Annotated in this window: 21 protein-coding genes; 7 read left to right on the forward strand and 14 right to left on the reverse strand. The window is 70.8% G+C overall.

The genetic code is table 11. The annotated features are described in order from the left end of the window. Positions 1-119: 119 nt before the first annotated feature. Positions 120-938: a hypothetical protein gene (locus J2744_RS04395; protein ID WP_209545057.1), complete on the forward strand. Its 819-nt coding sequence runs from the start codon at positions 120-122 to the stop codon at positions 936-938. Positions 939-1,385: 447 nt separating this feature from the next. Next, positions 1,386-2,126, forward strand: a complete 741-nt coding sequence (gene hisA, locus J2744_RS04400; protein ID WP_209545059.1) for a 1-(5-phosphoribosyl)-5-[(5-phosphoribosylamino)methylideneamino]imidazole-4-carboxamide isomerase — start codon at positions 1,386-1,388, stop codon at positions 2,124-2,126. A gap of 22 nt (positions 2,127-2,148) precedes the next feature. Here hisA and J2744_RS04405 read toward each other — a convergent pair whose 3' ends face one another. Both J2744_RS04405 and J2744_RS04410 read right to left on the reverse strand, forming a co-directional pair. After that, the gene (locus J2744_RS04405) at positions 2,149-2,919 is read right to left on the reverse strand and encodes a universal stress protein (protein WP_209545061.1); all 771 of its coding nucleotides are present in this window, start codon (positions 2,917-2,919) and stop codon (positions 2,149-2,151) included. A gap of 1 nt (position 2,920) precedes the next feature. Further along, positions 2,921-4,336, reverse strand: coding sequence for an APC family permease (locus J2744_RS04410; RefSeq protein ID WP_209545063.1), 1,416 nt, complete (start codon positions 4,334-4,336; stop codon positions 2,921-2,923). Between the two features lie 115 nt (positions 4,337-4,451). On the opposite strand from J2744_RS04410, the gene hisB reads away from it, so the two are divergent. Together hisB and J2744_RS04420 are read left to right on the forward strand one after the other, a co-directional pair. Further along, positions 4,452-5,048, forward strand: a complete 597-nt coding sequence (hisB, locus tag J2744_RS04415; RefSeq protein ID WP_209545065.1) for an imidazoleglycerol-phosphate dehydratase HisB — start codon at positions 4,452-4,454, stop codon at positions 5,046-5,048. A gap of 78 nt (positions 5,049-5,126) precedes the next feature. Then, entirely contained in the window at positions 5,127-6,056 is a 930-nt protein-coding gene (locus J2744_RS04420; protein ID WP_209545073.1) for a YkgJ family cysteine cluster protein, read from the forward strand. A 9-nt stretch (positions 6,057-6,065) separates the two neighbouring features. On the opposite strand, the gene J2744_RS04425 is transcribed toward J2744_RS04420, so the two are convergent. The 6 genes from J2744_RS04425 to larE all read right to left on the reverse strand — a co-directional run bounded on the left by J2744_RS04425 (position 6,066) and on the right by larE (position 10,820). Then, positions 6,066-6,665 (reverse strand): GNAT family N-acetyltransferase, encoded by a 600-nt coding sequence (locus J2744_RS04425; RefSeq protein ID WP_209545074.1) that lies wholly within the window; start codon positions 6,663-6,665, stop codon positions 6,066-6,068. Positions 6,666-6,735: 70 nt separating this feature from the next. Continuing rightward, the gene (locus tag J2744_RS04430; protein ID WP_209545076.1) at positions 6,736-7,854 is read right to left on the reverse strand and encodes a Brp/Blh family beta-carotene 15,15'-dioxygenase; all 1,119 of its coding nucleotides are present in this window, start codon (positions 7,852-7,854) and stop codon (positions 6,736-6,738) included. Then, entirely contained in the window at positions 7,847-8,680 is an 834-nt protein-coding gene (locus J2744_RS04435; RefSeq protein WP_209545078.1) for a lycopene cyclase domain-containing protein, read from the reverse strand. The genes J2744_RS04430 and J2744_RS04435 overlap by 8 nt, the downstream gene beginning before the upstream one ends. Before the next feature lie 174 nt (positions 8,681-8,854). Next, positions 8,855-9,505 (reverse strand): phosphoserine phosphatase SerB, encoded by a 651-nt coding sequence (gene serB / locus J2744_RS04440; protein ID WP_209545080.1) that lies wholly within the window; start codon positions 9,503-9,505, stop codon positions 8,855-8,857. Positions 9,506-9,565: 60 nt separating this feature from the next. Continuing rightward, positions 9,566-9,769, reverse strand: a complete 204-nt coding sequence (locus J2744_RS04445) for a hypothetical protein (RefSeq protein ID WP_209545082.1) — start codon at positions 9,767-9,769, stop codon at positions 9,566-9,568. A 112-nt stretch (positions 9,770-9,881) separates the two neighbouring features. After that, a complete protein-coding gene (larE, locus tag J2744_RS04450; protein ID WP_209545084.1) occupies positions 9,882-10,820 on the reverse strand; it encodes an ATP-dependent sacrificial sulfur transferase LarE in 939 nt (312 codons plus the stop codon). A 132-nt stretch (positions 10,821-10,952) separates the two neighbouring features. Here larE and J2744_RS04455 point away from each other — a divergent pair, with 132 nt between their 5' ends. Then, positions 10,953-12,989: a MutS-related protein gene (locus J2744_RS04455; protein ID WP_209545086.1), complete on the forward strand. Its 2,037-nt coding sequence runs from the start codon at positions 10,953-10,955 to the stop codon at positions 12,987-12,989. Positions 12,990-13,025: 36 nt separating this feature from the next. Here J2744_RS04455 and J2744_RS04460 read toward each other — a convergent pair whose 3' ends face one another. The 3 genes from J2744_RS04460 to J2744_RS04470 all read right to left on the reverse strand — a co-directional run bounded on the left by J2744_RS04460 (position 13,026) and on the right by J2744_RS04470 (position 14,005). Then, the gene (locus J2744_RS04460; RefSeq protein WP_209545113.1) at positions 13,026-13,442 is read right to left on the reverse strand and encodes a PIN domain-containing protein; all 417 of its coding nucleotides are present in this window, start codon (positions 13,440-13,442) and stop codon (positions 13,026-13,028) included. Then, entirely contained in the window at positions 13,442-13,684 is a 243-nt protein-coding gene (locus J2744_RS04465; protein WP_209545115.1) for an antitoxin VapB family protein, read from the reverse strand. Before J2744_RS04465 ends, J2744_RS04460 begins: the two co-directional genes overlap by 1 nt. Positions 13,685-13,750: 66 nt before the next feature. After that, positions 13,751-14,005, reverse strand: coding sequence for a magnesium transporter MgtE N-terminal domain-containing protein (locus J2744_RS04470; RefSeq protein ID WP_209545117.1), 255 nt, complete (start codon positions 14,003-14,005; stop codon positions 13,751-13,753). A gap of 156 nt (positions 14,006-14,161) precedes the next feature. On the opposite strand from J2744_RS04470, the gene J2744_RS04475 reads away from it, so the two are divergent. Further along, positions 14,162-14,410: a hypothetical protein gene (locus J2744_RS04475; RefSeq protein WP_209545119.1), complete on the forward strand. Its 249-nt coding sequence runs from the start codon at positions 14,162-14,164 to the stop codon at positions 14,408-14,410. A gap of 28 nt (positions 14,411-14,438) precedes the next feature. Here the strand turns inward: J2744_RS04475 and uvrA are convergent, their stop codons facing one another. Together uvrA and tatC (J2744_RS04485) are read right to left on the reverse strand one after the other, a co-directional pair. Continuing rightward, the gene (uvrA, locus tag J2744_RS04480) at positions 14,439-17,390 is read right to left on the reverse strand and encodes an excinuclease ABC subunit UvrA (protein WP_209545121.1); all 2,952 of its coding nucleotides are present in this window, start codon (positions 17,388-17,390) and stop codon (positions 14,439-14,441) included. Between the two features lie 107 nt (positions 17,391-17,497). Then, positions 17,498-19,726 (reverse strand): twin-arginine translocase subunit TatC, encoded by a 2,229-nt coding sequence (tatC, locus tag J2744_RS04485; protein ID WP_209545123.1) that lies wholly within the window; start codon positions 19,724-19,726, stop codon positions 17,498-17,500. A 162-nt stretch (positions 19,727-19,888) separates the two neighbouring features. On the opposite strand from tatC (J2744_RS04485), the gene tatC (J2744_RS04490) reads away from it, so the two are divergent. Further along, positions 19,889-21,094 (forward strand): twin-arginine translocase subunit TatC, encoded by a 1,206-nt coding sequence (tatC, locus tag J2744_RS04490; protein ID WP_209545125.1) that lies wholly within the window; start codon positions 19,889-19,891, stop codon positions 21,092-21,094. A 47-nt stretch (positions 21,095-21,141) separates the two neighbouring features. Here the strand turns inward: tatC (J2744_RS04490) and J2744_RS04495 are convergent, their stop codons facing one another. Beyond that, positions 21,142-24,057 (reverse strand): hypothetical protein, encoded by a 2,916-nt coding sequence (locus tag J2744_RS04495; protein WP_245203190.1) that lies wholly within the window; start codon positions 24,055-24,057, stop codon positions 21,142-21,144. Between the last annotated feature and the right edge of the window lie 129 nt (positions 24,058-24,186).

Genomic DNA, 24,186 nt, shown 5'->3' on the forward strand with positions numbered 1-24,186 from the left:
CCGCGGTCTCGGCTCCGTCCCCGAGTTCGGCACGGTCATGTCTCGAAATTGTCGTCTCGGCCGCCAGATACTCCCGATTTCGGCGACATCTCTTTACTTCGGGACGGCCACCGTCGCCTATGGAGAAGAATCACGGAGGGCGGTCGACGCGGACCACGCGGCGGCGACTGCTCGCCGGCGGCGCGGCGCTCGGAGCCGTCGGTCTCGCCGGCTGTCTCGGCGGTCGCGACGGCCCGGTGCCGGAACCCGACGTGACGAGCGACCGGATCGACGACTGGCGGCGGATCGATGAGTCAGAGAGCACGGTGTTCGAGGGGTCGTACGGTCCCGTCACCGTTCGGGCGCTCGAACGCACCCGGATCTTCGAGTACGCGCCCGTCGCGGACGCGCTCGCCGAGACGGTCGACGCGTCGGGGTCGCCGGTTGTCTTCTTCGCGACCCGGATCGACCTCCGGCCCGCGCTGGATCAGCTCCCGGCCGGCGTCGGCCGAGAGCGGGTGATGGGCGAGGTGGAGTCGGCGGCGACCGACGCCTTCCGCGCGCAGCTTCAGAACGCCGGCATCGAGAACGTCGAGGTCGCCGAGGAGGGGACCACCACGGTCCGGTCCGGCCACACCGCGACCACGTGGCGACTGACCGGCGAGTACGCGCTCGACGGCGGGATCCCGCTCCCGACCGGGTCGACGGCGGACGTGGGACAGACCATCGACATCGAGGCGCGACTCGGCGTCTGGCACGACGGGACCGACGTGCTCGTCGCCGGCGGCGCGTACCCGACCGACCCGCTCATCGAGGTCTTCGACGAGGCGCTTCCCGACTCGGTCGACGCCGAGACCACCGTGACGGAGCTCGCCGACGCGGAGACCGCCGAGGCGCTCGCGACCGACCCCGCCGCCTACGACGAGGACGTCTCGCAGCTGCTCATTTCCGTGGAGTGAGGGAGTCGGGGTTCCGGAATCTTCGGCTTCGTTGAAATTCTCTCTTCACAAACGCAATGCGGTGGCGCGTGCCTGCGAGCGGCCGCCACCGGCGGCCGCGAGACAGCACGCGCGAGGGAGTCGGGCGGCCGGAGCGAAGCGGAGGCCGGCCGACGAGGCTGGGGAGGCGTGAGGTGCCGCGCGGTCGCGGTCGGGTGGGACTCAAAGGGGCAGCCGGGAGGCCACGGTAGGCGACGTAAGCACCGCAGCGAAGGAGCGTTAGCGACTGAGCGAGGAGCGCAACGAGCGTACCGTGGCCTCCCGGCTGGGGCTTTGGCGGTGTTCACCGCCGACCTACAGCTGATTGTTTATAAGTAAGTGACTGCGCCTTCGGAGGCGTTCTCCGCTCAGCCCCCTATTTCATCTCGAACCGACCCGTTTAATCGCCGGCCGCGACTGTGTCTCGGTATGAACCAGTTCCCCGAGTTCGAGGTGATCCCCGCCGTCGACGTACAGGACGGCGAGGTCGTCCAGCTGGTCGGCGGCGAGCGCGGCACGGGCAAACGCTACGGCGACCCCGTCGCGGCCGCCGAGCGCTGGATCGACGCGGGCGCGGAGACGCTCCACCTCGTCGACCTCGACGGCGCGTTCGAGGGCGAGCGCGTCAACGCCGACGCGATCGAGTCGGTCGTCGAGAGCGTTCCGAACGAGGTCGGCCTTCAGCTCGGCGGCGGTATCCGGACCGCCGAGGGCGCGCGCGACCTGCTCGATCTGGGACTCGACCGCGTCATCCTCGGCACGGCGGCCGTCGAAACCCCGGAGATCGTCGCGGCGATCGACGAGACCCATCCCGGCAGCGTCGTCGTCAGCCTCGACGCGAAGGGGGGCGAGGTCGTGGTGTCGGGCTGGACCGAGGGCACCGGACTGGACCCCGCGGAGGCCGCGGCGCGCTACGAGGAACTGGGCGCGGGCGCGGTCCTGTTCACCGACGTCGACGTGGAGGGGCAACTGGACGGGGTCGACCGCGAGGCGGTGGTGCGGGTGGCCGACGCGGTCGACGTGCCCGTGATCGCCTCCGGCGGCGTGGCGACGACCGACGACGTGGTCGCGCTGAAGGAGGCCGGCGCGGCCGCGGTCGTGGTCGGGACCGCGCTGTACGAGGGGCAGTTCACGCTGCGGGAGGCGCAGGCGGCCGCGGACGCGGTCTGAACGCCGAACACCGATAGCCCGGTCACTCGTCCGGGCGCTCGCGCTGAACGACCAACACCGGGCCGAGGAAGCGCTCGGCCACCTGCTCCGACGGCATGCCGAAGACGAACGTCGTGACCGACGGGTCCGTCTCGCCCATCACGACCGCGTCGTGCGACTCGGCCCGTCCCGCGATGGCGTCGATCGGCACGTCCGCGTCCTCGACGACCGTCTCGATCCGGTCGGCCGCGATCCCCCGCTCGACGAGGTCGGCTTTCACCCCGTTCAGGAACGACGCGCCGTCGTCCGGCGACTCGCCCTCGCCGACGGTGTGATACAGCGTCACGTCGACGTCCGAGTCGGCGAACAGCCCGGCGACGAGGCGGGTGTTCCGCCCGACGCCGATCGTCCCGCGGAGCGCGACGAGGACCGAATCCACGCGCTCCGCGCTGTTCGGGACCAACACCGCGAGGCTGTCGTACTCGTAGATGAGGCGGTCGATCGTGGTTTCCTTGTCGTGTGTGAACACGAGCCGCGTCTCGACGTCGGCGCCGGCCGCGGTGAGCCGGTCGGCGAACTCCGTCAGCTTCGACATCGCCGTCTCGCCGAACTGCTCGCGCGCCTGCTCGGTGGCGGTCTGCTCCGGGAGCACGTGGTACCCGAGCAGCACGACGCGGGCGTTCGCGAGCAGTTCGGGGCCGCCGGGCGGGAGCGACTCGCCCTCCAGCACCGCCAGCGGGACCAGCACCGTGGGTCGGTCGGTCCCGTCGGTCTCCGGCTGTTCTCCGCCGTCCGCCGTGGGTGTCTCGGTCATCTCAGAAGTCACCTTTGAGGTCGACGTCGGTCGCGTAGTACCGGTACCAGCCGTAGGATACGACCATGACGGCGATGCCGACGCCGATCGACGCCGGCTGCATGAACGCGATGAGCGCGAAGCTCGCCACCCCGCCGACACCGGCGACCGCGAACCCGGCCGGACAGCGGAACGACGGGTCGTACCAGTCGGGGTCCTCTCGGCGAAGCCGGACCAGCGCGACGCAGATCAGCCCGTACATCACGAGGTGGAGGAAGGAGGCGACCTCCGCGAGCAGCTCCACCTGCCCCGTCGCGGACAGCACGACGATTGGACCGCCGGCCAGTCCGAGCGCGACGTGGGGGGTGCCGTACGCGAGGTTGAGCCGGCTCGCCGCCTCCGGGATGATCCCGTCGCGGCTCACCGCGTACACCGCCCGGGAGGCGCTGAGGATCGAGGCGTTCGCGCTGGAGAACGTCGCCAACAGCCCGGCGACGACGATCGCCAGCGCCCCGGGAAGCCCGACGAACGACCGCGCGACCTCGACCATCGCGGTCTCGCCGAACTCGCCGAGGCGGGCGCTCCCGAACGCGCTCGTCGCGACGAAGATGGTGACGACGTAGAAGATCCCGACGAGGATCACGGAGCCGACCATCGCCAGCGGGAGGTTCCGGCTCGGCTCCTTGATGTCGCCCGCGACCGTCGCGACCTGGGCGAACCCCAGGTAGGAGGTGAACACGAGCGCGGCGGTCTGGAGCACCGGCAGCGCCCCGCCGGGCGGGAAGAACCGCTCCGGCGTGCTCTCGGCGCCGAACACGCCGAGCGCGTCGAGCGAGCCGTAGCTCAAGAAGAGCGTGAGGATGACTAAGAGGACGATCACGATCCCGTTCTGGAGCGCGGCGGTGTTCTCCGTCCCGAACAGGCTGAGGACCGTGAGTCCGACGCCGAACGCGACGCCGAGCGGGACCGCGGGGTCGATCGGGAGCGCGACGCCCACTTCGAGGAACACCTGCCCCGCGTAGCTGCCCAGTCCGACGAGGTAGAACGCGGCCGCGAACACCAGCCCGAGCCAGAGTCCGATACCGACGATCGCGCCGGCAGCGGTGCCGAGACCGCGCGAGATGAAGAAGTAGCCGCCGCCGCTGCGCGGCATCGCGGTGGCGAGCTCCGAGGCCGGCAGGGCGACGAGCAGCGCGACGACCGCGCCGATCGCGAACGAGAGCGCCGCCGCCGGGCCGGCGTTCTCGGCCGCCAGCCCCGGGAACACGAAGATCCCCGCCCCGATCATCGTCCCGACGCCGATCGCGAGACCGCCGACGAGTCCGATCGTCCGTTCGAGCTCCCCCTCGCCGGTGTCCGCGTCGACCACGGCGGCGAGCGCGTCGGGGACCTCGACGTCGGGAGGCCCGGGTGCGTCGGAAGGCTCGGATCCGTCCATTTCGTGCGAAGTCGACTCACTGACGCGGCAAATATCCACCGCCGGGCGCGGACCGATCGGGGGACGCCGCCGGTTCACCCGCAACCCACTTACGAATCCCCCGCGACGGGCCGGTATGAGCGAGCACGACCGGACCGCGGCCGTCACCCGCGAGACGACCGAGACGACGATCGAACTCACTCTCGCGGTCGACGGCGACGGGGACAGCGAGATCGACACGGGGATCGGCTTCTACGACCACATGCTGGCGGCGTTCGCCAAGCACGGCCTGTTCGACCTCACGGTCCGCTGTGACGGCGACCTCGGGATCGACGACCACCACACCGTCGAGGACGTGGCGATCTGCCTCGGCGAGGCGTTCGACGAGGCGCTCGGCGACAAGCGCGGCATCCGGCGGTACGCCGACCGGCGGGTCCCCCTCGACGAGGCGGTCGCGAGCGTCGTTGTCGACGTCGCCGGGCGCCCGTACTACGAGTTCTCCGGCGAGTTCTCCCAGGAGTCGGTCGGGGAGTTCACGAGCGTCATGGCCGACCACTTCGCGCTCTCGCTGGCGCACAACGCCGGACTGACGCTCCACGCGACGGTCGAGAAGGGAGACAACGCCCACCACGAGGTCGAGGCGCTGTTCAAGGCGCTGGCGCGCGCGCTCGACGACGCCACCCGCCTCGACGAGCGCCGGAGCGACACGCCCAGCACGAAGGGCGAACTGTAGCCCGGCGCCCCGCGGTCCGGCGCCGCCCGCCGCCGCCCGCCGATCGCTTATCCCCTCGCGAACCGTTAACACGGTCGTATGGAACTCCGCTGTGAGGGCTGCGCCGGCTGCTGCGTCGACTGGCGCCCGCTCGATCCGGGCGCCGCCGGCTCCGACCGAACCGGCCCGCGCCCCCCGCTCGACGACGTCTACGACCTCGCGCCGCTCACCCGCGACGAGATCGCCGGCTTCGTCGCCGACGGCCTCGCCGACGCCCTCGCCCCGCGGCTGTTCGAACCGGCCGAGCGCGACGACAGCGTCCGGATCGACGGGGTCGACCTCGCCGCCGTCGACGACCGCCCCGTCTTCGTCGTCGGCCTCCGGAAGCCCCCCAAGCCGGTCGCGCCGATCGGGACCGACGAACCGCGCTGGCTCGACGCCTGCGTCTTCCTCGACCCGACGACGCTCCAGTGCCGGATCCACGGCTCCGACCGCTACCCCGACACCTGTTCGAGCTACCCGGGACACAACCTCGAACTCGGCGCCGAGACCGAGTGCGAGCGCGTCGAGACCGCCGGCGGCGGCGACCGCCTCCTCGACGACGAGCCGCCGGACGACCTCCCCGCGCCGGCGTTCGGCCCGCAGGCGCTCGGCGCGACCGTGTTCGCGTACCCCGACCCCGACGACCTCGACGGGGTCGTCGCCCGCCTCCGCGACGGAGACACCACCGCCGACGACCGCGCCCGCTTCGCCGGCGCCGCCGTCGGCTCCCGCCCGGGGTCGCTGTCGGTCGCTCGCGACCGCATGGCCGAGGCCCGAGAGCGCGTCAGGGAGGCGGACTCGTGGGTCGGGGCGGCGGTCCGCGAGTGGACCGACCGGGCCGGCGAAGACGGCGACCGCGTCGCGCTCGACGCGACCGCCCCCGACTCGCACGATCCCGACACGAGCAGCCCCGACGCCCGCGACCGACTCGTCCGCGAGGTCGAGGACGACGCGGGCGCGCCCGGGACGCCGGGCTGGGGCGAGTGACCCGCCTCGCTACGCGACGTCTCCTTCGACGCGCCGCACCGCCAGCGCCCCCTCACAGACGCACTCGCCCTCGCACTTCGGGCACTCGTCGACCGGTCGCTCGATCGGGTCGCGGTGGACCGTCTCGTAGCCGTGCGCGTCGAACAGCTTCTCCGGCGAGTCGTCGCCGCCGTGGTACCACGAGTCCGCGAGGAACAGGTCGACGCCGCGCTCCGCGCCGACCGCGTGGAGCCGTTCGAGCAGCCGGCTCCCGATCCCCCGGCCGGTCGCCGCCTCGCTGACGTACCCCATCTCGAGGTGGCCGTACAGCTCCGCGGCGGGGAGCAGGCCGGGGTCGTCGAAGAAGTACATCTCGTCGGCGACGGCGGCCGGCTCCGCGAACTCGCGGAGCGCCATCACGCCGCAGATTGCGTCGTCGGGGTCGCTCTCGCCACCGGCCTCCTCCCCATCTTCGGCGCCGCCCTCGACCGCGACCAGCACGTGGTACGTCCGGTCGTCGAGACCGAGGTCGACGCCGTAGGTGCTCCCCTCGCTGAAATGCGAGGTGATGAGCGCCTCCAACGCCTCGGCGTCGCCCGGCTCCGGGTCGCGGATCGCGATATCGTCCATCACCGGAGGGACGCAGTCCTCGACTAAGAGCGGTGTGGTGTCGGAATCGGTCGCCTCCGGTCGGAGCCGGTCAGGACCCGCCGATTCCCGGCCGCCAGACCCCCTGTCGCCGGTCGAGCCACGCGACGACGACGACGTGCGGGAGCGTCAATGCGGCGATGGCGACCAGCGACACGGCCAGCAGGTCGCCGGGCGCCGCCACGCCCGCGGGCACGCTCGCGCCGACCGCGGCGACCACCAGGAACCCGCCGAGCGTGAGCGGCGCCGCGTCGCGGCCGAAGCGCGCGAGCGCGCCGAGGGCGTCCCCGGCCGACGCCGCGCTCGCGGCCTCGGGATCGACGAGGACGAGTCGCCCGACGTGCCGGAGCGCGTGCCACAGCGCGAAGTACACGCCGATCGCGAACACCGGCGCCGCGAGCAGGAACCACGCCCAAAGCACCGCGAGTTCGCCGACGTCGCGGCGCCAGCCCCTCGGATTCCTCCCTGCCTGGACCCGGCGGTAGCCGAGACCGACCGACGCCAGCGTCGCGGCCGCCATCCCGGCGCCGACCGCGATCCGGACCGCGGGCGCGAACAGCGGGCCGACCGCGGTCGCGGCCGCGCCCGGACCGACGAGGAACAGCCCGACGATCCACTCGGCCACCAGCCGGTACTCCTCGGGGTGCGCGACCAGCGGGACGCCCATCGGGAGGCCGCCGCGGACGACGAGCGCCAGCCACCGCTCCGCCGACGAGGGGAGGTGGTCGACCTCGGCGATCGCGAGCGTCGCCACGTCGCCCTGTCCCCAGTGGAGCCACGTGAGCGCGATGAACCCGACGAACGCCGCGACGGGCGCGAGGAAGAACGCGGCGACGACCGCGCCGCCGAGGACCGCGTAGACGACCGAGACGACCGCGATCGACCGCCCGAGCGACACGCCCGGAGCCGCGCGCAGCGGGACGAGGTGGTCGACCGCGCCGTGCGCCATCCCGACCGCGAGGGTGCCGAGCGCGAACGTCGCGACGCCGACTTCGACCGGAAACAGGGGGGTCACGGCGCCGATCGGCAACAGCGCGGCCAGCGCCAGCGCCGGGCGGCGTGCGAACCAGCGGTCGACCCGCTCCTCGGCGGACTCACCCTCCGAGTCGAGGTCGCGCACCTCTGCGGGCCGGGACTCGGTCGCGCCCGTCGCCGGCGACGATTCAGTCATCTACCACGTCGGGGTCCGGGTCGGCCGGCGACTCGGGACCGAGCACGTCGTGCTCGGACTCCCCCGGTGCGGCTGCCGTCTCGGTAACGTCTCCCCGCCCGTCGTTCCAGTCGAGCACCCACTCGAACAGCACGAGGCCGTTGACGGTCATGATTCCGGCCGAGGCGAAAAACAGCATCTCCTCGATCGGCAGGCCGAGCACGGCGATCCCCGTCGTGTACTCGGTGGAGAGCTCCCACGTCCCCATCGCGATCGCGATCCGGTCGGCGGCCCAGAAGTACGCGGCCGGGAGCAGCGTCGCCGCGAGCCACATCCTCGGGGTCCGGGCGAGGTAGCCGCCGCCGACCGCCCACTGGAGCGCGACGACGGGACCGACCCACGCGACCAGCCCGCCGAGGTAGAGGTACGAGGCGTCCAGCGTCACGAGCCAGACCCCGCCCGCGACCATCGCAGTTCCCGCGACGACCCCGGCGATCCGCGGTTTCCGGTCGAAGTCGCCCTCGCGGAACGTCGGGTCGAACCCGATCAGGTGGAGCGCGAACGCGGTGACGACGGTCTGGACCGCGAAGAAGAGGTACTCGCCGAGGGGGATCGACAGCGCCCGGACGAGCACCGCGCCGTCGGCGTACCACCACGCCCCCCGTCGGATCATGTAGCTGATCCACGGCGTCGTGTAGAGGTACGCGATGGCGACGAGGATCGCGATCCCGACCGTCGCGCGTCGCCGCCGCGTCGGCTCGTACCGGGGCGCGAGGTACCACAGCAGCCCCAGCACGGGGAGACTGAAGACGAGGTGGAACTGGAGATACGTCAGCGTCGGCAGCATCGGATCACCCCGGCGAGGACGCTCATAGCGACTCGTTCGCCTCGCCGTCGATTAACCCTTGAGCCGAACATTGTCAGGTATCGGCCGCGGTCCGCGACCGCGAGGTCGACGCCGTCGTCCGCCCCCCGGGACCGGTTCTCACTCCGCGTCCGGCCCGGTCTCCGCGTCCGCCCCTCACTCCGCGTCCGCGAGCACGCCGTGCGCCTCCAGCACCTTCCCGAGCCGGTACATGGAGGCGACGACGCTGTCGCAGACGGGCCGCACCGCCGACTTGGGGACGAACCCGACCGCCAGTCCCGCGACCTCCAGCATCGGCAGGTCGTTCGCGCCGTCGCCGACCGCGACCGTCTCGCGCATCGGCACGCCCACCTCGGCCGCGAGGTCGGCGAGCGCGTCGTCCTTCGTCCCCTCGATGAGCGGTCCCTCCGCCTCGCCGGTGAGCGCGCCGTCCGGCCCGGTCGGTAGCCGGTTGGCGACGATCGTGTCGACCGCGACGCCCTCCCGGGCGAGCGCGGCCTCGACGCCGCGCTCGAACCCGCCCGTGAGCACGGCGACGTGGTGGCCCTCCTCGCGCAAGTGCTCGATGAGGCGCGCGGCGCCGGGCCGGATCCGGACCGCGTCGAACGCGTCGGCGGCGTCCGCCGCCGAGAGGCCCTCCAGCAGTTCCGCGCGCCGGTAGAGGCTCTCGGCGTAGCTGAGCTCGTCGTTCATCGCCCGCTCGGTGATCTCGGCGACCTCGTCGGCGACGCCCGCCCGCTCGGCGAGGAGGACCGTCATCTCGGAGTCGGAGAGCGTCCCGTCGAAGTCGAACGCGATGAGACTCATGGCACTCGCTCGTCGCGGCGGGACCTTGAAGCGCGCGGTCGGACGCGAGTTTGACCGGAGTCACTCGCCGTCCGCGTCGGCGAGGAACTCCACGTCGCCGGCGATGACCGCGCTCGCGATCACCCCGACGCCGACGAGCACCGCGACCCCGAGGGTGGTCACCGTCACCGAGATCGCGGACCCGCCGACCGCGACGCCGACGAACGCCCCGACGGCGCCGCCGACGCCGCCGGCGATCACCGCAAGCGTCTGCGCCTCTCGCATAGGTGTCGCTTCAGTAACACGGCTTATAAGCGTTCGTGCCGGGTTCTCTCCGGTGATAACGCCGGGTGCGCTCTCCGAACCCGTTCGGGTCCCGTCTCGGCGCGGTCCCGTCTCAACGCGGGTATCGTCGGCCGAGATCGACGCCGTCGTCTGCCGATTCGCTCGTTTCTGTGTCGTCGTCCGCCTCGTCCGACCCGTCCGCCTCGCCGCCCGGACTCACGCTCCCCGTCCGGTAGCCGGCCATGTCGAGCGTGACGTACTCGAAGCCGAGGTCGGTGAGGTGTTCGTGGACGGCGTCGGCGAAGGCGGAGTCGAGCGCGCGCTCCAGCTCGTCAGGGGCGATCTCGACGCGTGCGAGGCCGTCGTGGTCGCGCACGCGGAACCCCTCGAACCCCCACTCGCGGAGCACCCGCTCGGCCTTCTCGACGCGGGTCAGCCGCTCCTCGGTCACCTCCAGCCCGGTCGGGATCCGCGAGGAGAGACACGCCATCGAGGGTTTGTCGGCCACGGAGAGGTCGTAGGACTCGGCGATTTCGCGGACTTCCGCCTTCGAAATCCCGGCGTCGAGCAGCGGCGAGCACACGTCAAGCTCCTCGACCGCGCGCAGGCCGGGGCGGTGCCCCTCTCCGGGGTCGTCGGCGTTCGTCCCGTCGCAGACGACCTCGATCCCCAGCTCTTTGGCGGTCTCGTACATCCGGCCGAGCCGCATCGTCCGGCAGTGGTAACACCGGTCGCCGTCGTTTGCGACGAAGTTCGGGTCGTCCAGTTCGGAGAACGTCACCGTCTCGTGGCGGATGCCGATCTCCTCGGCGACGCGCGTCGCGTCGTCCAGCTCCGCCGCGGGGAGCGTCTCGCTGCGGGCGGTACACGCCACGGCGCCGTCGCCGAGCGCGTCCGCCGCGAGCGCCGCGACCACCGCGGAGTCGACTCCGCCCGAGAACGCGACGAGGACCCCGTCGCGCTCGGCGAGCGCGTCGCGGGCGCCCGCTGCCTTCTCCGCCGTCTCGGGGGCGAGCGACCCGTCGCCGACGGCTCGCGCCTTCTGGCTCATGGCCGGCGTTGGCGGTGAGCGCGAAAAAGGGCGTCGCACGCGGAACTGGTGACGCCGGCTCGCGGTCACGCACCGCCGGACCCCGGGAGCGACCCGCACGCTTTACACCGTTGCCGCGATACCGGCGAGTAGATGGAGCTGGAGGCGATCCCCGGCGTCGGCGCCAAAACGGCCGCGGCGCTGCGCGAACTGGACGACCCGGCCGCGACCGTCGAGTCCGGCGACGTGGCCGCGATCGCCCGCGCGCCGGGCGTCAACGAGGCCCGCGCGGCCCGCATCGCCCGCGGAGCGATCCGCCGCCGGCACGACGACGACGGGCGCGTGCTGGCTACCGACCGCGCCCGCGAGCTGTACCGCGAGGCGATCGACCTGCTGCGCGAGCGCACCGTCACCGACTACGCGGCGAAGCGGCTGGAGACGTTCTACCCGAGCGCGTCGGCCTCGCGCATCGCGGAGGCGCAGGCGTTCTCGGCCGACGCGACGGAGCGAGAGCCGGACCCCGCCGTCCGCGAGGCGCTCGCGGACTGCGCACCCCTCTCGGACCCGCCCACGGTCCGCGTCCGCGACCGCTGCCTCGCGACCGCCGACGCCGAGACGCTCGCGCGCGCCGAGGCCGAGATGCCCGAACTCTCCGTCGAGACCGTCGAGGACGCCCGCGACGTCTCCGAGCTCGGCCGCTCGTACGCCTCCGTGATCGTCTTAGACGAGACGTTCGCCGGGCTGGACGTGGAGGGCGACGTGGTCGTCCGCCCGGACGCCCTCGAAACCCCGTCGGAAACGGTCCCGGAGCGACTGCTCGCCTTCTTCGCGGAGAACCGCGAGCGGCTGGAGGCGGCCGCGACGGTCCACGAGGCGGCCGCGGCCGCCGGCGACCCCGTCTCGGGAGGTGATCCGGACAGCGGCATCGACGCCGACGCCCCGGTCGACCTCGACCGGCTCCGCGACGCGCTCTCGCGGCTCGACGACGACGGTACCATCGCGGGCGACGCGGAGCTGGACCGGCTGACAGCCGCCGTCGACGACCTCGACGCCGCGGTGTCGACGGCGGCCTCGGTGGCCGACGACCGGCTGCGCGAGGCGATCCGCGAGCGCGACGTCACCATCGAGGGGACCGACTTCCTCTCACTCGTCGAGCAGGGCGCCCGCGTCGACTCCCTGCTGGACCGCGAGCTGGCCGACGAGTACGACGAGGCGGTCGACGCCGCCCGCGACCACCTCGCGGACGCGCTCCGCCTCGAACCCGAGGAGGCGGAGCTGGCGGAGCGCGTCTTCGGCGGCGACCCCTCCTTCCCGGTCGACCACGACGAGAGCGCCGTCTCGCGGCTCCGCACGGAACTGTCCGCGGCCCGGGACCGCCGGGCTGCGAAGCTGAAGGCCGACCTCGCGAGCGACCTCGGCGACCTCCGCGAGCCGGTCGAGGAGCTGGTCCGGAACGCGCTCGAACTCGACGTGGAGCTGGCGATATCGCGGTTCGCCCGCGACTTCGACTGTACGCTTCCCGACGTGGTGAGTCCGGAGGAAGACGGTGCGGGAGGATTTCGCATCGAGGGCGGCCGCTCCCCGCTGCTCGACGTCGACTTCGCGGACGTCGAACCCGTCGACTACGTCGTCTCGGGCGCGACGCTCCTGTCGGGAGTCAACTCCGGTGGGAAGACCTCCACGCTCGACCTGGTCGCCTTGGTCGTCGTGCTCGCGCAGATGGGGCTACCCGTGCCCGCCGAGTCGGCCACGGTCGAGCGGTTCGAGGAGATCCACTACTACGCGAAGTCGCAGGGCACCCTCGACGCGGGCGCGTTCGAGGCGACGCTGCGGGACTTCGGCGACCTCGTCGACGGCGCGGACGGCCGGCTCGTCTTGGTCGACGAGCTGGAGTCGATCACCGAACCCGGCGCCTCCGCGAAGATTATCGCCGGTATCCTGGAGGCGCTCGACGACCAGGACGCGACCGCCGTCTTCGTTTCCCACCTCGCCCGCGAGATCCGGGACGCCGCCGACTTCGAAGTCGCGGTCGACGGCATCGAGGCCGCGGGGCTGGTCGACGGCGAGCTCCGGGTGAACCGCTCGCCGAAGAAGGGGCACCTCGCGCGCTCGACCCCGGAGCTCATCGTCGAGAAGCTCGCGGACGACCGCGGCGGCGAGTTCTACGGGGACCTGTTAGAGAAGTTCTGAGGGGACGAGGAATCGCTGCGGTTCGGCCGCGCGGCGCTACCGCTTCGGGTCGGGCGATCGGTAGTTCTCGACCTCGACCACCTTTCGCGTCTCGTCGTGCGTGAGGTCGCCGTCGGCGGACACCACCGGCGAATCGAGTTCGCGTCCGACGGCCGCGACGGTCGCGTCGACGCCGTCGAGGAACGGTCCCTCGGCGCCGACCTCGTCGGCGACGTATCCCGCCTCCTCGGACACCGCTTCGTCGACCGCATAGACCTCCGTCCAAGCGAGCGCGCCGATCGCGTCGTCGACCGACGCGTCGGGGAGGTTTCCGACGCCGACCAGCGCCTCGGCGTAGGCCGGTGCCGGTGCGATCCACACCTCTCGGTCGCCGTCGTTCGCCTCGTAATACCGCTCGACGGCCGGTTCTCCGTTCAGGTAATCGATGAGAAAGTTCGCGTCGAGGACCTTCATCAACCCTCGCTGAGTCGACGCATCCGTTCTCTCCGCTCGGCCTTTGCCTCTTCACGTCTCTCGCGAAGCCGATCGGCCTGCTCGTCCGACAACAGCCCGAACCCGTCCTGGAAGTCGCTCTCGTTCCCCTCCGACAGCAACCGTTCGAGCACGTCGTTGTAACTCTCTCCGCTCTGCCGACGGCGATCGAGGTGTCGTTTCACCCGGTCGCTCACTCGGATCTGCTCGTCCGCCGTTGCCATCTCGCGTCAACGTTGGCGTTGACACTGCTTGAATATTGGGCCGCGAGGAGGAGCGTGTCGTGAGGGCTACAACAGCACCGCCCCGGCCAGCCCGAGGAAGACGAAGAAGCCGAGCACGTCGGTGATCTCGTCCGGATCGAGCCGGTCGACGAACGCCTCCAGCCGCGAGCGACTCATGTCCGCCGCGACCGCCGCCCGAACGTCTTCCGCGAGTGTGAGGAACACGTCCCGCCACTCCTGCTCCGGGAGCGCCGCGAACGGTTCGGACGGGTCCGGAGACATCGCTATCGTCTCCCGCACGTCCTCCGACTGACTGTCCATACGTGGTGCGCGGGTGCCGCACTAAACGATACCGGCGCCGGGATCGGCGCGGCCGCTTCGCCGCCGCCGCGAGACGGGCGACCCGGACGACGGTCCGGTCCGACCGCCGTTCACCTCGACGACAGATTCATACTGGCGCCGTCGAAATCGGGCGATATGCCAGCCGTGTCCCCGTTCGGCGTCCTCCTCTTCGCGGCCCAGGTCGGCGTCGGCGTTCAGGTGTCCCGCTCGCTCTCGACCCGCGACCGCGGTCGTCGCGCCGCGGTCGGCCTCGCGGTCGCGACGCTCGGTCTCTTGGTCCTGTTCCGATTCGGCGTCCTCGCGACGGTCGCCGTCGACCTGCTCGCGATCCTCGTCGCGGCGAGGATCTCCGAGCCGTCCGGTAACAGGCCGACGACAGGGTAAAATCGGGATCGGTCGCTTTCCCTCTCTCTCAGTCGTCGTCGGCCACCGCCGGCTTCCGACGGTCGTCGCGCGGGCCTTCGAGGTCGACCTTCGGCAGCATGTCCCGGAGGTAGCGCCCGGTGTGCGAGGCGTCCTCGCGGGCGATCTCCTCCGGCGTCCCGCTCGCGACCAGCTCGCCGCCGCCGTCGCCGCCCTCGGGTCCGAGGTCGATCACGTGGTCGGCGTTCTTCACGAGGTCCAGCTCGTGTTCGATGACGACGACGGTGTTGCCGGCGTCGACGAGGCGGTGGAGCACGTCGATCAGCTTGCGCTCGTCCTCCTTGTGGAGGCCCGTCGTCGGCTCGTCGAGCAGGTAGAGCGTGTCGCCGGCCGCGCGCTTGCCCAGCTCCTCGGCGAGCTTCACGCGCTGCGCCTCGCCGCCCGAGAGGGTGGTGGAGGGCTGGCCCAGCTCCATGTAGCCCAGCCCGACGTCCCTCAGGAGCTTGAGGCGGCGTTCGAGACCGCGGTGGCTCTCGAAGAACTCGTGGGCCTCCGCGACGCTCATGTCGAGCACGTCGGCGATCGTCTTCCCCTTGTACTCCACGTCGAGCGTCTCGTCGTTGTAGCGCGAGCCGCCGCACTCCTCGCAGGGGACGTACACGTCCGAGAGGAAGTTCATCTCGATCTTCACGGTGCCCTGCCCGCCGCACTCCTCGCAGCGCCCGCCCTTCACGTTGAAGGAGAACCGGCCCTTCTCGTAGCCGCGACGCTTCGAGAGCTTCGTCTCCGCGAACAGCTCGCGGACGTGGTCGAACACGTCCGTGTACGTGGCGGGGTTCGATCGCGGCGTCCGCCCGATCGGCGACTGGTCGATCAGCCGCACCGTCTCCACGTCGTCGAGTCCATCGATCGCGTCGTGCGCGCCGGGGTCGACCGAGGTGTTGTCGTTCATCTCGCGGGCGAGTCCCTTGTAGAGGATGTCGTTGACGAGCGTCGACTTCCCGGAGCCCGAGACGCCGGTGACCGTCGTCAGCGTGCCGAGCGGGACCGGCACGTCAAGGTCCTTCAGGTTGTGCTGTCGGGCGCCGCGCACGACGAGCTCGCCGTCGGCGTCGCGTCGCTCCTCGGGCACCGGGATCTCCTTGCGGCCCGCGAGGTAGTCGGCCGTCACCGACTCGTCGGCGTCGACCACGTCGTCGAAGTCGCCCTGCGCGACGATCTGCCCGCCGCGCTTCCCCGGGCCGGGACCCATGTCGATGATCTCGTCGGCGCGCCGCATCGTCTCCTCGTCGTGCTCGACGACGATGAGCGTATTTCCGAGGTCCCGAAGCCCTTCGAGGGTGTCGAGCAGCCGGTCGTTGTCGCGCTGGTGGAGTCCGATGGACGGCTCGTCGAGGACGTACAGCACGCCCACCAGCCCGGAGCCGACCTGCGTGGCGAGCCGGATGCGCTGGCTCTCGCCGCCGGAGAGCGTCGACGCCTCGCGGTCGAGCGTGAGGTACTCCAGGCCGACCTCCTCCATGAAGCCGAGCCGCGCGCGGATCTCCTTTAAGATCTCCTCGGCGATCGTCGTCTCGCGCTCGTTCAGCTCGTCTTCCATCCCCTCGAAGTGCGCCCGGGCGTCGGCGATCGACAGCTCGTTCACGTCGGTGATCGAGGTGCCGGCGACGAGGACGTGCCGCGACTGCTCTTTGAGGCGCGTCCCCTCGCACTCGGGACAGGTCGTCACGGCCATGTACTCCTCGATGTGGTCGCGGGCGCGCTCGGAGTCGGTCTCGACGTGACGGCGCTCCAGGTTCGGGATGACGCCCTCGAACCGCTCGGTCTTCTCGCGGGTGCCGTTCTTCGTGGTCCACTCGAAGTGGACGGCGTCGTCGGTGCCGTAGAGGAACTGCCGCTGAATCTCCTCGTCCAGTTCCTCGAAGGGCGCGTCGAGGTCGACGCCGAAGTGGTCGGCGACGTTGTCGAGCTGGCGCGAGTAGTAGGTGCGGTCGTAGCTCCACGGCTCGAACACGTGTTTGAGGGGCTTCGAGGGGTCCTCGATAACGAGGTCCTCGTCGACCTCCTTCGTCGAGCCGATCCCCTCGCACTCGGGACAGGCCCCGTACGGGCTGTTGAAGGAGAACGACCGTGTCTCGATCGCGGAGAACTGCACGTCGGAGTTGGGGTTGCCCAGCTCCTCGGAGAACTCCACCACGAGCCGGTCGTCGCCCTCGGCGTCGGCCGCGAGCGACCCCGTCGAGCGCGCGTTCGACGCGAACGGCACGTCCTCGGGCGGGTCGGGGACGATCAGCTTGAGGGCGCCGCCCGCCTCCTCCAGCGCGGTCTCCACGGAGTCCGTGATCCGCGAGCGGGAATCCGGCGCCACCCGGACGCGGTCGACGATCACGTCGATCGTGTGGTCGTAGTTCTCGTCGAGGTCGGGTTCGTCGAGGGTCAGGTCGACCGGTTCGCCGTCGACCTCGACGCGGCTGTACCCGTCGCTCACAAGCTCTTCGAAGCGGTCCTCGAAGGCGCCCTTCTGGTCGCGGACGACCGGCGCCGCGACCTTCGCGCGGGTGCCCTCGGGGAGTTCGAGGATCTGGTTCACCATGTCCTGTGCGGACTGCTCGCCCACCTCCTCGCCGGTGACGGGGTCGTACTGGGTGCCGATCCGGGCGTACAGCAGGCGGAGGTAGTCGTGGAGTTCGGTGACGGTACCCACCGTCGACCGGGGGTTGTTCGCGGCGTTCTTCTGGTCGATCGATATCGCCGGCGACAGTCCCTCGACGGACTCCACCTGCGGTTTGTCCATCTGTCCGAGGAAGTTGCGGGCGTACGCGGACAGCGACTCGATGTAGCGGCGCTGCCCCTCCGCGTAGACGGTGTCGAACGCGAGCGACGACTTCCCCGACCCGGAGAGCCCGGTGACGACGGTGAACTCCTCGCGCGGGATCCGGACGTCGAGGTCCTTGAGGTTGTGCTCCTCGGCGCCGCGGACCTCGATGTAGTCCTTGCTCATTTCTACTCATCCGTTGCGGGCGCGCGCGGGAATACCCGTCGGTCGCAGGGGGTGGTCCGTCGGTCGCCGTGGGGACTCCCGAGAGCCGACCCCGCCCGCCGGACGGCTCAGCGTCCGACGAACTCCGAGGGCGGCGAGAGGTTCCGCCGGCCCCCGAAGGTGACGAGGAAGAGGACCGCGATGCCGAGTCCGTACGCGGCCATCAGCGGGACCGTCGCGAGGAACATCGTGATCACGTCGGCGGGGGTGAACACCGCCGCGATCACCATGATCCCGATCGTCACCTCGCGCCAGCGCTCCCGGAACGCGCGGTACGGGACGCCCGCCTTGTTCAGGAGGACCATCCCGATCGGGATGTCCGCGAGGAAGCCGATCCCGAGCGTCGTGTAGATGACGAGCCAGAAGAAGTCGCCCACCTGGTAGGTGATGATCATGTCGGCGAGGCGCGCGTCGGTGACGAGCCAGCCGATGAGCACCGGCGCGATGTACGCGTAGCCGAGCGCGAAGCCGCCGACCATTCCGGCGCCGAGCGCGCCGGCCCACAGGTACACCTGGTGGACACGCCCGGCGACGAAGCCGCGTTCGCGGAGCGCGGGCCACGCGTAGTAGAGGACGACGGGCAACGCGGCGAAGATCCCGAGGATCACCGAGAACTTCACCATGAACACCAGCGCCTCGACCGGGTGGAGCGTGATGATCTCGATCCCGCCTTCGACCTCCGCGGGCACGCGCCGTTCGAGGTCGCGCCGGACCGTCCCGAGTCCGCCGAGGTACAGCCACATGAACGCGGCCGCCATCACGGCGCCGAAGACGCCGACGATCCGGAACGACCGCGTGCGCAGCGAGTCGAAGATGAACCTGAGGTCTTTGTAGTAGCCGCCGATGTCGTCTTCCGCCTGCTCCCCGTCGCCGTCGGTGAGTTCGGCGAGGAACGTCGAACTCGCCCGCGACCCGCGGTTCCGGACGGATCCCATCAGTCCGCCGCTGCCGTCGTCCCCGCCGTCTCCGCCTCCGACGGCGCTCGCGTCGTCGCCCTCCGCGGCGTCGCCGCCCTCGCCGTCTCCCCCGTTCACCTCGTCGAACCGGTCGAGGATCGCCTGCGCCTTCTCCGGGTCGTCGTCCTCCATCGCGGCCTGCGCGAGCGCGAGCGACTCCTCCTCCTCCATCTCGGCGAAGGCCTCGTCGGGAGCCGCCCGCACGCCCGCGGCGTCGAGTTCGCTCACGTCGACGGCCGTCGGGTCTCCGTACTGGTAGCCCGCGCTCGTGGTGTCGAGGTCGGTGTACACCGCCCACAGCGTCGCGACGACCGCGAACGCAAGCGCCCACGCGACGGCGTAGATCGCGAGGGCGGTCCCGGGATCGACGCCGAGTCCCTCGCCCGCGGCGAGGAACCGCCGACTGCTCCCCGCGAGCCGGAGGAGGTCGTTGACCGCGGTCCGGCCGCCGTACTCGTAGAAGCCGTACACGAGCGCGCCGCCGAGGACGGTCACGCCGCCGACGACGTTCCAGTGGTTCCGGACCGCGCCGAGCACGTCGATCCGGTCGGAGCTCCGCTTGGCCGTGACGACGAGCTTCGCGAGGTAGAGGCTGAAGCCGTACAGCGCCGTCAGCGGGAACGCCCACAGCAGCTGTGTGAACGGGTCTGGCGGCGAGAAGAACGCGCCGAAGACGAAGATTGCGACGACCGCGTAGCGCCACTTGTCGCGGAACGTCTCGTACTGGACGATCTCCGAGTACGATAGCCCGGTGACGAGGAGCGGCATCTGTCCCGCGAGACCGAAGGAAAGGGAGAGGAAGACGATAAATTCCGTCCACATCACGATCCCGTAGGTCGGCTGGATGTCGGCCTCCAGTCCGAACTCCGCGAGGAAGCCGAACATCAGCGGGAAGAACGCGAAGACGCCGTAGGCGACGCCGGCGGTGAACAGCCCGGCGCCGAGCAGCGCGAGACCCGCGAGCTTCCACCGGGCGACGGGCGACTGCGGCCACATCCCCCGGGCGCGGAGCTCGTCGCGGGTGACGTAGATCAGCGGCGGAATCGCGGTGATCGCGCCCACGATTAGTCCGATCTTCGCTTGGAGGAGGATCACCTCGAACGGCGTCGTCGCGATGATGTCCGCCTCCGCGGCGACCGCAGGGCTCATGTTCGACTCCGTGACGTCGCGGAGCCAGTCCCAGATGTACACGCGGAGCGCCCAGAACGTCAGGATAAAGCCGGCCAAGAAGACGAGGAACACCTTCTGGAGGTCCTTCTGAATCGACCGAAGGAACGCCTTCGCCGTGTCGCGGCCCTCCGCGATCGACCGCTGGGTGTCATCGTCGAGGGCGCTCGCCATACGGAGGGCGAAGGCCGTCGCCGTTATCAACCTTTTCGACCGCGGGCAATTCCCGCGGACGGTTCGCCGGTCGCCACTTCGAACTCCACGACTCCCCATCGGTCGCGCGGGACGCCGCCATCCGAAAAGGTTGATAACCGCCCGGTCGCGTAGGGAAACTGAATGGACGACTCGGACCGGTCGCGCGACGACGACTCGGCCGCCGCTGACGGGTCGGCCGACGAGGGCAAACCCGAAAGCGACGGCGCCGTCGGGGGGTCCGAGAGCGTCGAGTCCGAAGTCGAGTCCGAGGTCGAATCCGAGGTCGAGACATCGGGGAGCGACACCGAGTCATCCGACGACGATGCGGCGGACGCGTTTTCGGGCTCGGAAGCGGTCGTCGAAGCCGAGGACGCGGAGCGGTCCGACGCCCTCAGTGACGCCGACTCCGCCGACTCCGCGGACGCGGACGCCGACTCCGCCGAGACCACGGACGACGCCGAGACCACGGACGACGCCGAGACCACGGACGACGCCGAGACCACGGACGACGCCGAGACCACGGACGACGCCGAGAGTCTCGGCGACGGCGGCACGCCGGCGACGGCCGCAGACACACCGGCCGCCGCCGAGACGGCCGTCGAGGACGAGCCGTTCGAGGGCATCGAGGGACCGGAGACGGACGAGGAGATGCCGTTGGCGGCCCACATCGAGGAGATGATGCGCCGGCTCGCCGTCGTCTTCCTCGTCGGCGGGCTGGCGACGCTCGTCGTCGTCACCGAGTCGACGGAGCTCATCAACTACTTCTGGAGCTATCACATCCCGGCGCCGATGGAGAACCGGCCGCGGCTGTACGGCCCGCTCGAACTCCCGCTCACCCGGTTGAAGGTGGCCGGACTCGCGGGCGTCGTGGTCGGACTCCCGGCGTTCGTCTACGAGACGTATCGGTTCATGCGGCCGGGGCTGTACCAGACGGAGCGGCGCTACTACCTCGCGGCGGTGCCGACCAGTCTGGTCCTCGGCGGGGTCGGAATCGCGTTCGCGCACTTCCTCGTGTTGCCCGCGATGTTCTCGTACTTCACCACCTACACCTCCGACGCGGCGACCATCGCATTCGGGCTCGCGGAGACGTTCAGCCTGATCGTCGTGATGCTCGCGCTGATGGCGTTCGTCTTCCAGATCCCGCTTTTCATCATGCTCGCGATCATGATGAACCTCGTCACCCGGGAGTGGCTGGAGGCGAAGCGGCTGATCTTCTGGGGGTCGTTCCTCGGGATCGCCTTCCTGTTCAACCCCGACCTCACCGGGATGGCACCGATCATCGTGACGCTCACCATGATCGCCCTCTTCGAGGGGACGCTCGCGATACTGCGCTGGACCGGGAACTAGCCCCCGGTACTCGCTCCTTCGAACGAGGCGGACCGAGTTACGACTCTCTACCCGTCCTGATTGAGCGGTTCGCGGTGGAGTACCTCGCCCTCGCTGAAGACGACGGCGGCCAGTCTCGGCTCCGTGTCGACAGCGACGCTCGTCTCGTCGCCGGCGGTCACCTCGTCGGTGTCGGAATCCCACGGGCGCAGTCCCTCGGTCGCGGGTTCCACGACCACGTCGACGCGGTCGGCGTCAAGCGCGTCACCGCCGACGTGGGAGAACGTCACGACGCCCCCCTCATCGTCGTCAGCCGGTTCATACGCGACCTCGAACGTCGCCTGCGGGGGGATCACGTGCTCCGTCACGGTTCGGGTCTCGTCGCCGGCAGTCCACTCGACGGCGACCGTCGTGCCGGCGGACAGATCGCCGAGCGACAGCGTCTCCCCGCCAGTCAGTCGGTCCGTCTCATCGGCGGGCTGGGCCGGTGCTGGCTCGCCGTCGATCAGAACCTCGAAGGCATCGGCGCTGCGGCGTACCTCGCCGACGTAGCGGAGCGTCGTCCCCGACCCGTCGCTGTCGCCCCCATTTCCGTCATCGACGACGAATCCGCGGCGGGGTGCCGCCGAGAAGTGACCGACGGAACTGGTCGCCGACCCGTTCTCGAACTCGGTGTGGACGCTGACGACCACGGTGTCGTCGAGTCCGACGTCGTCGACCGTGATCGCGTCCCCCGCCGTCAGTTCGTCGTGCTCGGCCGCGAACGCCGACTCCTGATCGCGTTCCCGTCCCCCCAGTTCGCCGGCACCGTTCACCGACACGCGCAGCCGCTCGGGATCGGCGGGCTGCTCGCCGACGTACTCGATCGTCATGGCCTCGGCGTCGACGTCGTAGGTCGCCGCGACCGCGTCGCGCGCCGTGGTCGTGCCGCCGAGGTGGTGTTCGCGGTCGCCGCCGGTCCACACGAGTCGGATCCGCGAGAGCGGCGGCACCGGAGCGGTGAACGAGTCGTCGGGACCGAACTCGTCGAGTTCGTCCGCGGGCTGGACGTCGGCCGGGGTGCGACCGACCTGAAGCTCCAACTCCGACGCGGGAAGCGCCCGGCCGGCCCGGTGTCGGACCGTGATCTCGCCGGCGTCCGGGTCGTACTCGATGGACGCACGCGTGTTCGGAACGACCTCTTCTTCGGCGATGACGACCGGCTCGTCCGGCTCGCGCCACTCGACTGCGACCGTACTCCCCAGCGGGAGTTCGCCGAGAACCAGCTCCTCGTCGCCAGAGAGGGTGTCGTGTTCGTCGGCGAACTGCTCGTCGGTAGGCTCGCCGTCGTTCAGCGTCACGAACGCGTCGGCAGGCCGAGACTCCTCTCCGTCGTACCTGACGGTGGTTCCTTCTTCGCCGTGCGAGTGGATCCAAACTCGCGGGGGGCGGGCGCGGTAATGGACGAGCGAGCCGCCGCCCACCGGTTGCTCGACGTCGAACTCCAACTGCACGCTGTCGCCGATCGACACGTCCGTGACGGTGACTGCGTCGCCGGGTTCGAGCGTGCCGTCGGTGAATTCGTCGCCGACCGTTTGGACGCCGTCCTCACTCCGGTGGACTAGCCGGAGATCGCTCGCGTCGGCGGGGCGGTCAGCTTCGTAGACGAGTTCCACCGTCTCGGCGTTCATATCGTAGTCAAAGGCGAACGCCTCGCGGTCGACCCGTTCGCTGGCGTACGTGTCGTAGACGTTCGCGTCCGGGTCGAACCACCGCAGCGTGACGGTCGCGATCAGTCCGGTCTCGACGGTGACCTCGTCGCCCGCCGTGAATTCCTCGCCGTCGAAGACCGCGCCGCTCACCTCCTCGCCGTCGTGCCACACCTCCAGCTCGTCGACCGGTACCGCCTCGCCCTCGACGTGCTCGAAGGTCACCGTTCCCGCAGCGCGGTCGAACCGCGACCGGACGCGGGCGTCCGGCGACGCCTCGCGGTCGAGTTCCGGCGGGGCCTCGACGACGGCGTCGACGAGCACGACCCCGTCGGTTCGGGTGATCTCCGTCTCGACCGGAACGGCGGGATCGACGGTCCGCACGAGTTTCTCGACGGACCCGTCGTCCAGCCCGTCGGCATCGGCGGCCGGGCGGATCACGTACGCGTTCTCCGCCGTTCCGTCGAGGTCCCTGAGGTCTTCAGGGGCGGTCTCGAAGCCGGCGGCGAACGCGTCGACGTCGCCGGAGACCGCGAGCGGAAACGGACCGCCGGCGGCGTCCGGGACCAAAAGCACCGTTTCGAACCCGCCCAGCTGCGGGAGGGCGGCCGCGCCCAGCGGCGATTCGGCGAGGCGGTCGGCCTCGTCGGCGGCCGCGCGGCCGGCGGCGCGAGCGGCTTCGATCCGCCGGTCGCTCGCGTCGCCTTCCGACGAGTCCGAACGACCGCGGGGAGTCGGGGAATACCCACCGCCGGTCGCGACGGCCGCCACGCCGTCGCCGGTGACGAACGCGGTCTCATCGTCGTCGGCGAGCCGCCAGCCGGCCGGGAGTTCGTCCGTCGTCTCGACGTCCGCGGGGGCGTCGTCGCCCGACTCCCCGCCGGTCTCACCGCCTCCCTCGCCGACGGCGACCGTCTCACCGCGGTCGAGTCGGTCGAAGCCGCCGGCCGCCGTCAGCAACTGGATCCCACGGTCGGACGCATTGACCACGACCGTCGCGGACAGCTCGGCGGCGTCGACGTCGAGCCGCTCGGTCGCGGGGCGGGCGCGGTAGCTCAGTTCCTCCGCCGCGTCGGCGTCGACGCGGTCCGCGATGACCGTCGCGTACGTCGTCGACAGCGCGTCGCCCGCCGGAACGGGGCGGAACGCGTCGGCGAACGGGGCCGAAATGTCGATGTCGAGGTCGGTCGGTCGGCCGGACACGCGCGCGTCGGTCTCGGGGGTGAGAACACCTGTCAGCGCTGCGAGCGTCAGGGCGCTTCCTCCGAGGAAGCGCCGCCGGGAGGGACGTACCATACGCGGACGTTTCAACGCCGCATAAAAAAACGGTCGATGGTACAAGTCGTCCTTGTAGTCTCGGAGTGTCGGCCGCTCCCGCTGTGTCACCGCTGGCCGTCGGCACGCGCCGCCGCTCGTCGATACGCA

The sequence above is a fragment of the Halorubrum trapanicum genome, from assembly GCF_017873555.1.
Lineage (GTDB): Archaea > Halobacteriota > Halobacteria > Halobacteriales > Haloferacaceae > Halorubrum > Halorubrum trapanicum.

Bases quoted from the DNA above. Each gene is read 5' to 3' on its own strand.
- J2744_RS04395 (WP_209545057.1), top strand. From the start codon at position 120: ATGGAGAAGAATCACGGAGGGCGGTCGACGCGGACCACGCGGCGGCGA.
- hisA (WP_209545059.1), top strand. From the start codon at position 1,386: ATGAACCAGTTCCCCGAGTTCGAGGTGATCCCCGCCGTCGACGTACAG.
- J2744_RS04405 (WP_209545061.1), bottom strand. From the start codon at position 2,919: ATGACCGAGACACCCACGGCGGACGGCGGAGAACAGCCGGAGACCGAC.
- J2744_RS04410 (WP_209545063.1), bottom strand. From the start codon at position 4,336: ATGGACGGATCCGAGCCTTCCGACGCACCCGGGCCTCCCGACGTCGAG.
- hisB (WP_209545065.1), top strand. From the start codon at position 4,452: ATGAGCGAGCACGACCGGACCGCGGCCGTCACCCGCGAGACGACCGAG.
- J2744_RS04420 (WP_209545073.1), top strand. From the start codon at position 5,127: ATGGAACTCCGCTGTGAGGGCTGCGCCGGCTGCTGCGTCGACTGGCGC.
- J2744_RS04425 (WP_209545074.1), bottom strand. From the start codon at position 6,665: ATGGACGATATCGCGATCCGCGACCCGGAGCCGGGCGACGCCGAGGCG.
- J2744_RS04430 (WP_209545076.1), bottom strand. From the start codon at position 7,854: ATGACTGAATCGTCGCCGGCGACGGGCGCGACCGAGTCCCGGCCCGCA.
- J2744_RS04435 (WP_209545078.1), bottom strand. From the start codon at position 8,680: ATGCTGCCGACGCTGACGTATCTCCAGTTCCACCTCGTCTTCAGTCTC.
- serB (WP_209545080.1), bottom strand. From the start codon at position 9,505: ATGAGTCTCATCGCGTTCGACTTCGACGGGACGCTCTCCGACTCCGAG.
- J2744_RS04445 (WP_209545082.1), bottom strand. From the start codon at position 9,769: ATGCGAGAGGCGCAGACGCTTGCGGTGATCGCCGGCGGCGTCGGCGGC.
- larE (WP_209545084.1), bottom strand. From the start codon at position 10,820: ATGAGCCAGAAGGCGCGAGCCGTCGGCGACGGGTCGCTCGCCCCCGAG.
- J2744_RS04455 (WP_209545086.1), top strand. From the start codon at position 10,953: ATGGAGCTGGAGGCGATCCCCGGCGTCGGCGCCAAAACGGCCGCGGCG.
- J2744_RS04460 (WP_209545113.1), bottom strand. From the start codon at position 13,442: ATGAAGGTCCTCGACGCGAACTTTCTCATCGATTACCTGAACGGAGAA.
- J2744_RS04465 (WP_209545115.1), bottom strand. From the start codon at position 13,684: ATGGCAACGGCGGACGAGCAGATCCGAGTGAGCGACCGGGTGAAACGA.
- J2744_RS04470 (WP_209545117.1), bottom strand. From the start codon at position 14,005: ATGGACAGTCAGTCGGAGGACGTGCGGGAGACGATAGCGATGTCTCCG.
- J2744_RS04475 (WP_209545119.1), top strand. From the start codon at position 14,162: ATGCCAGCCGTGTCCCCGTTCGGCGTCCTCCTCTTCGCGGCCCAGGTC.
- uvrA (WP_209545121.1), bottom strand. From the start codon at position 17,390: ATGAGCAAGGACTACATCGAGGTCCGCGGCGCCGAGGAGCACAACCTC.
- tatC (WP_209545123.1), bottom strand. From the start codon at position 19,726: ATGGCGAGCGCCCTCGACGATGACACCCAGCGGTCGATCGCGGAGGGC.
- tatC (WP_209545125.1), top strand. From the start codon at position 19,889: ATGGACGACTCGGACCGGTCGCGCGACGACGACTCGGCCGCCGCTGAC.
- J2744_RS04495 (WP_245203190.1), bottom strand. From the start codon at position 24,057: ATGGTACGTCCCTCCCGGCGGCGCTTCCTCGGAGGAAGCGCCCTGACG.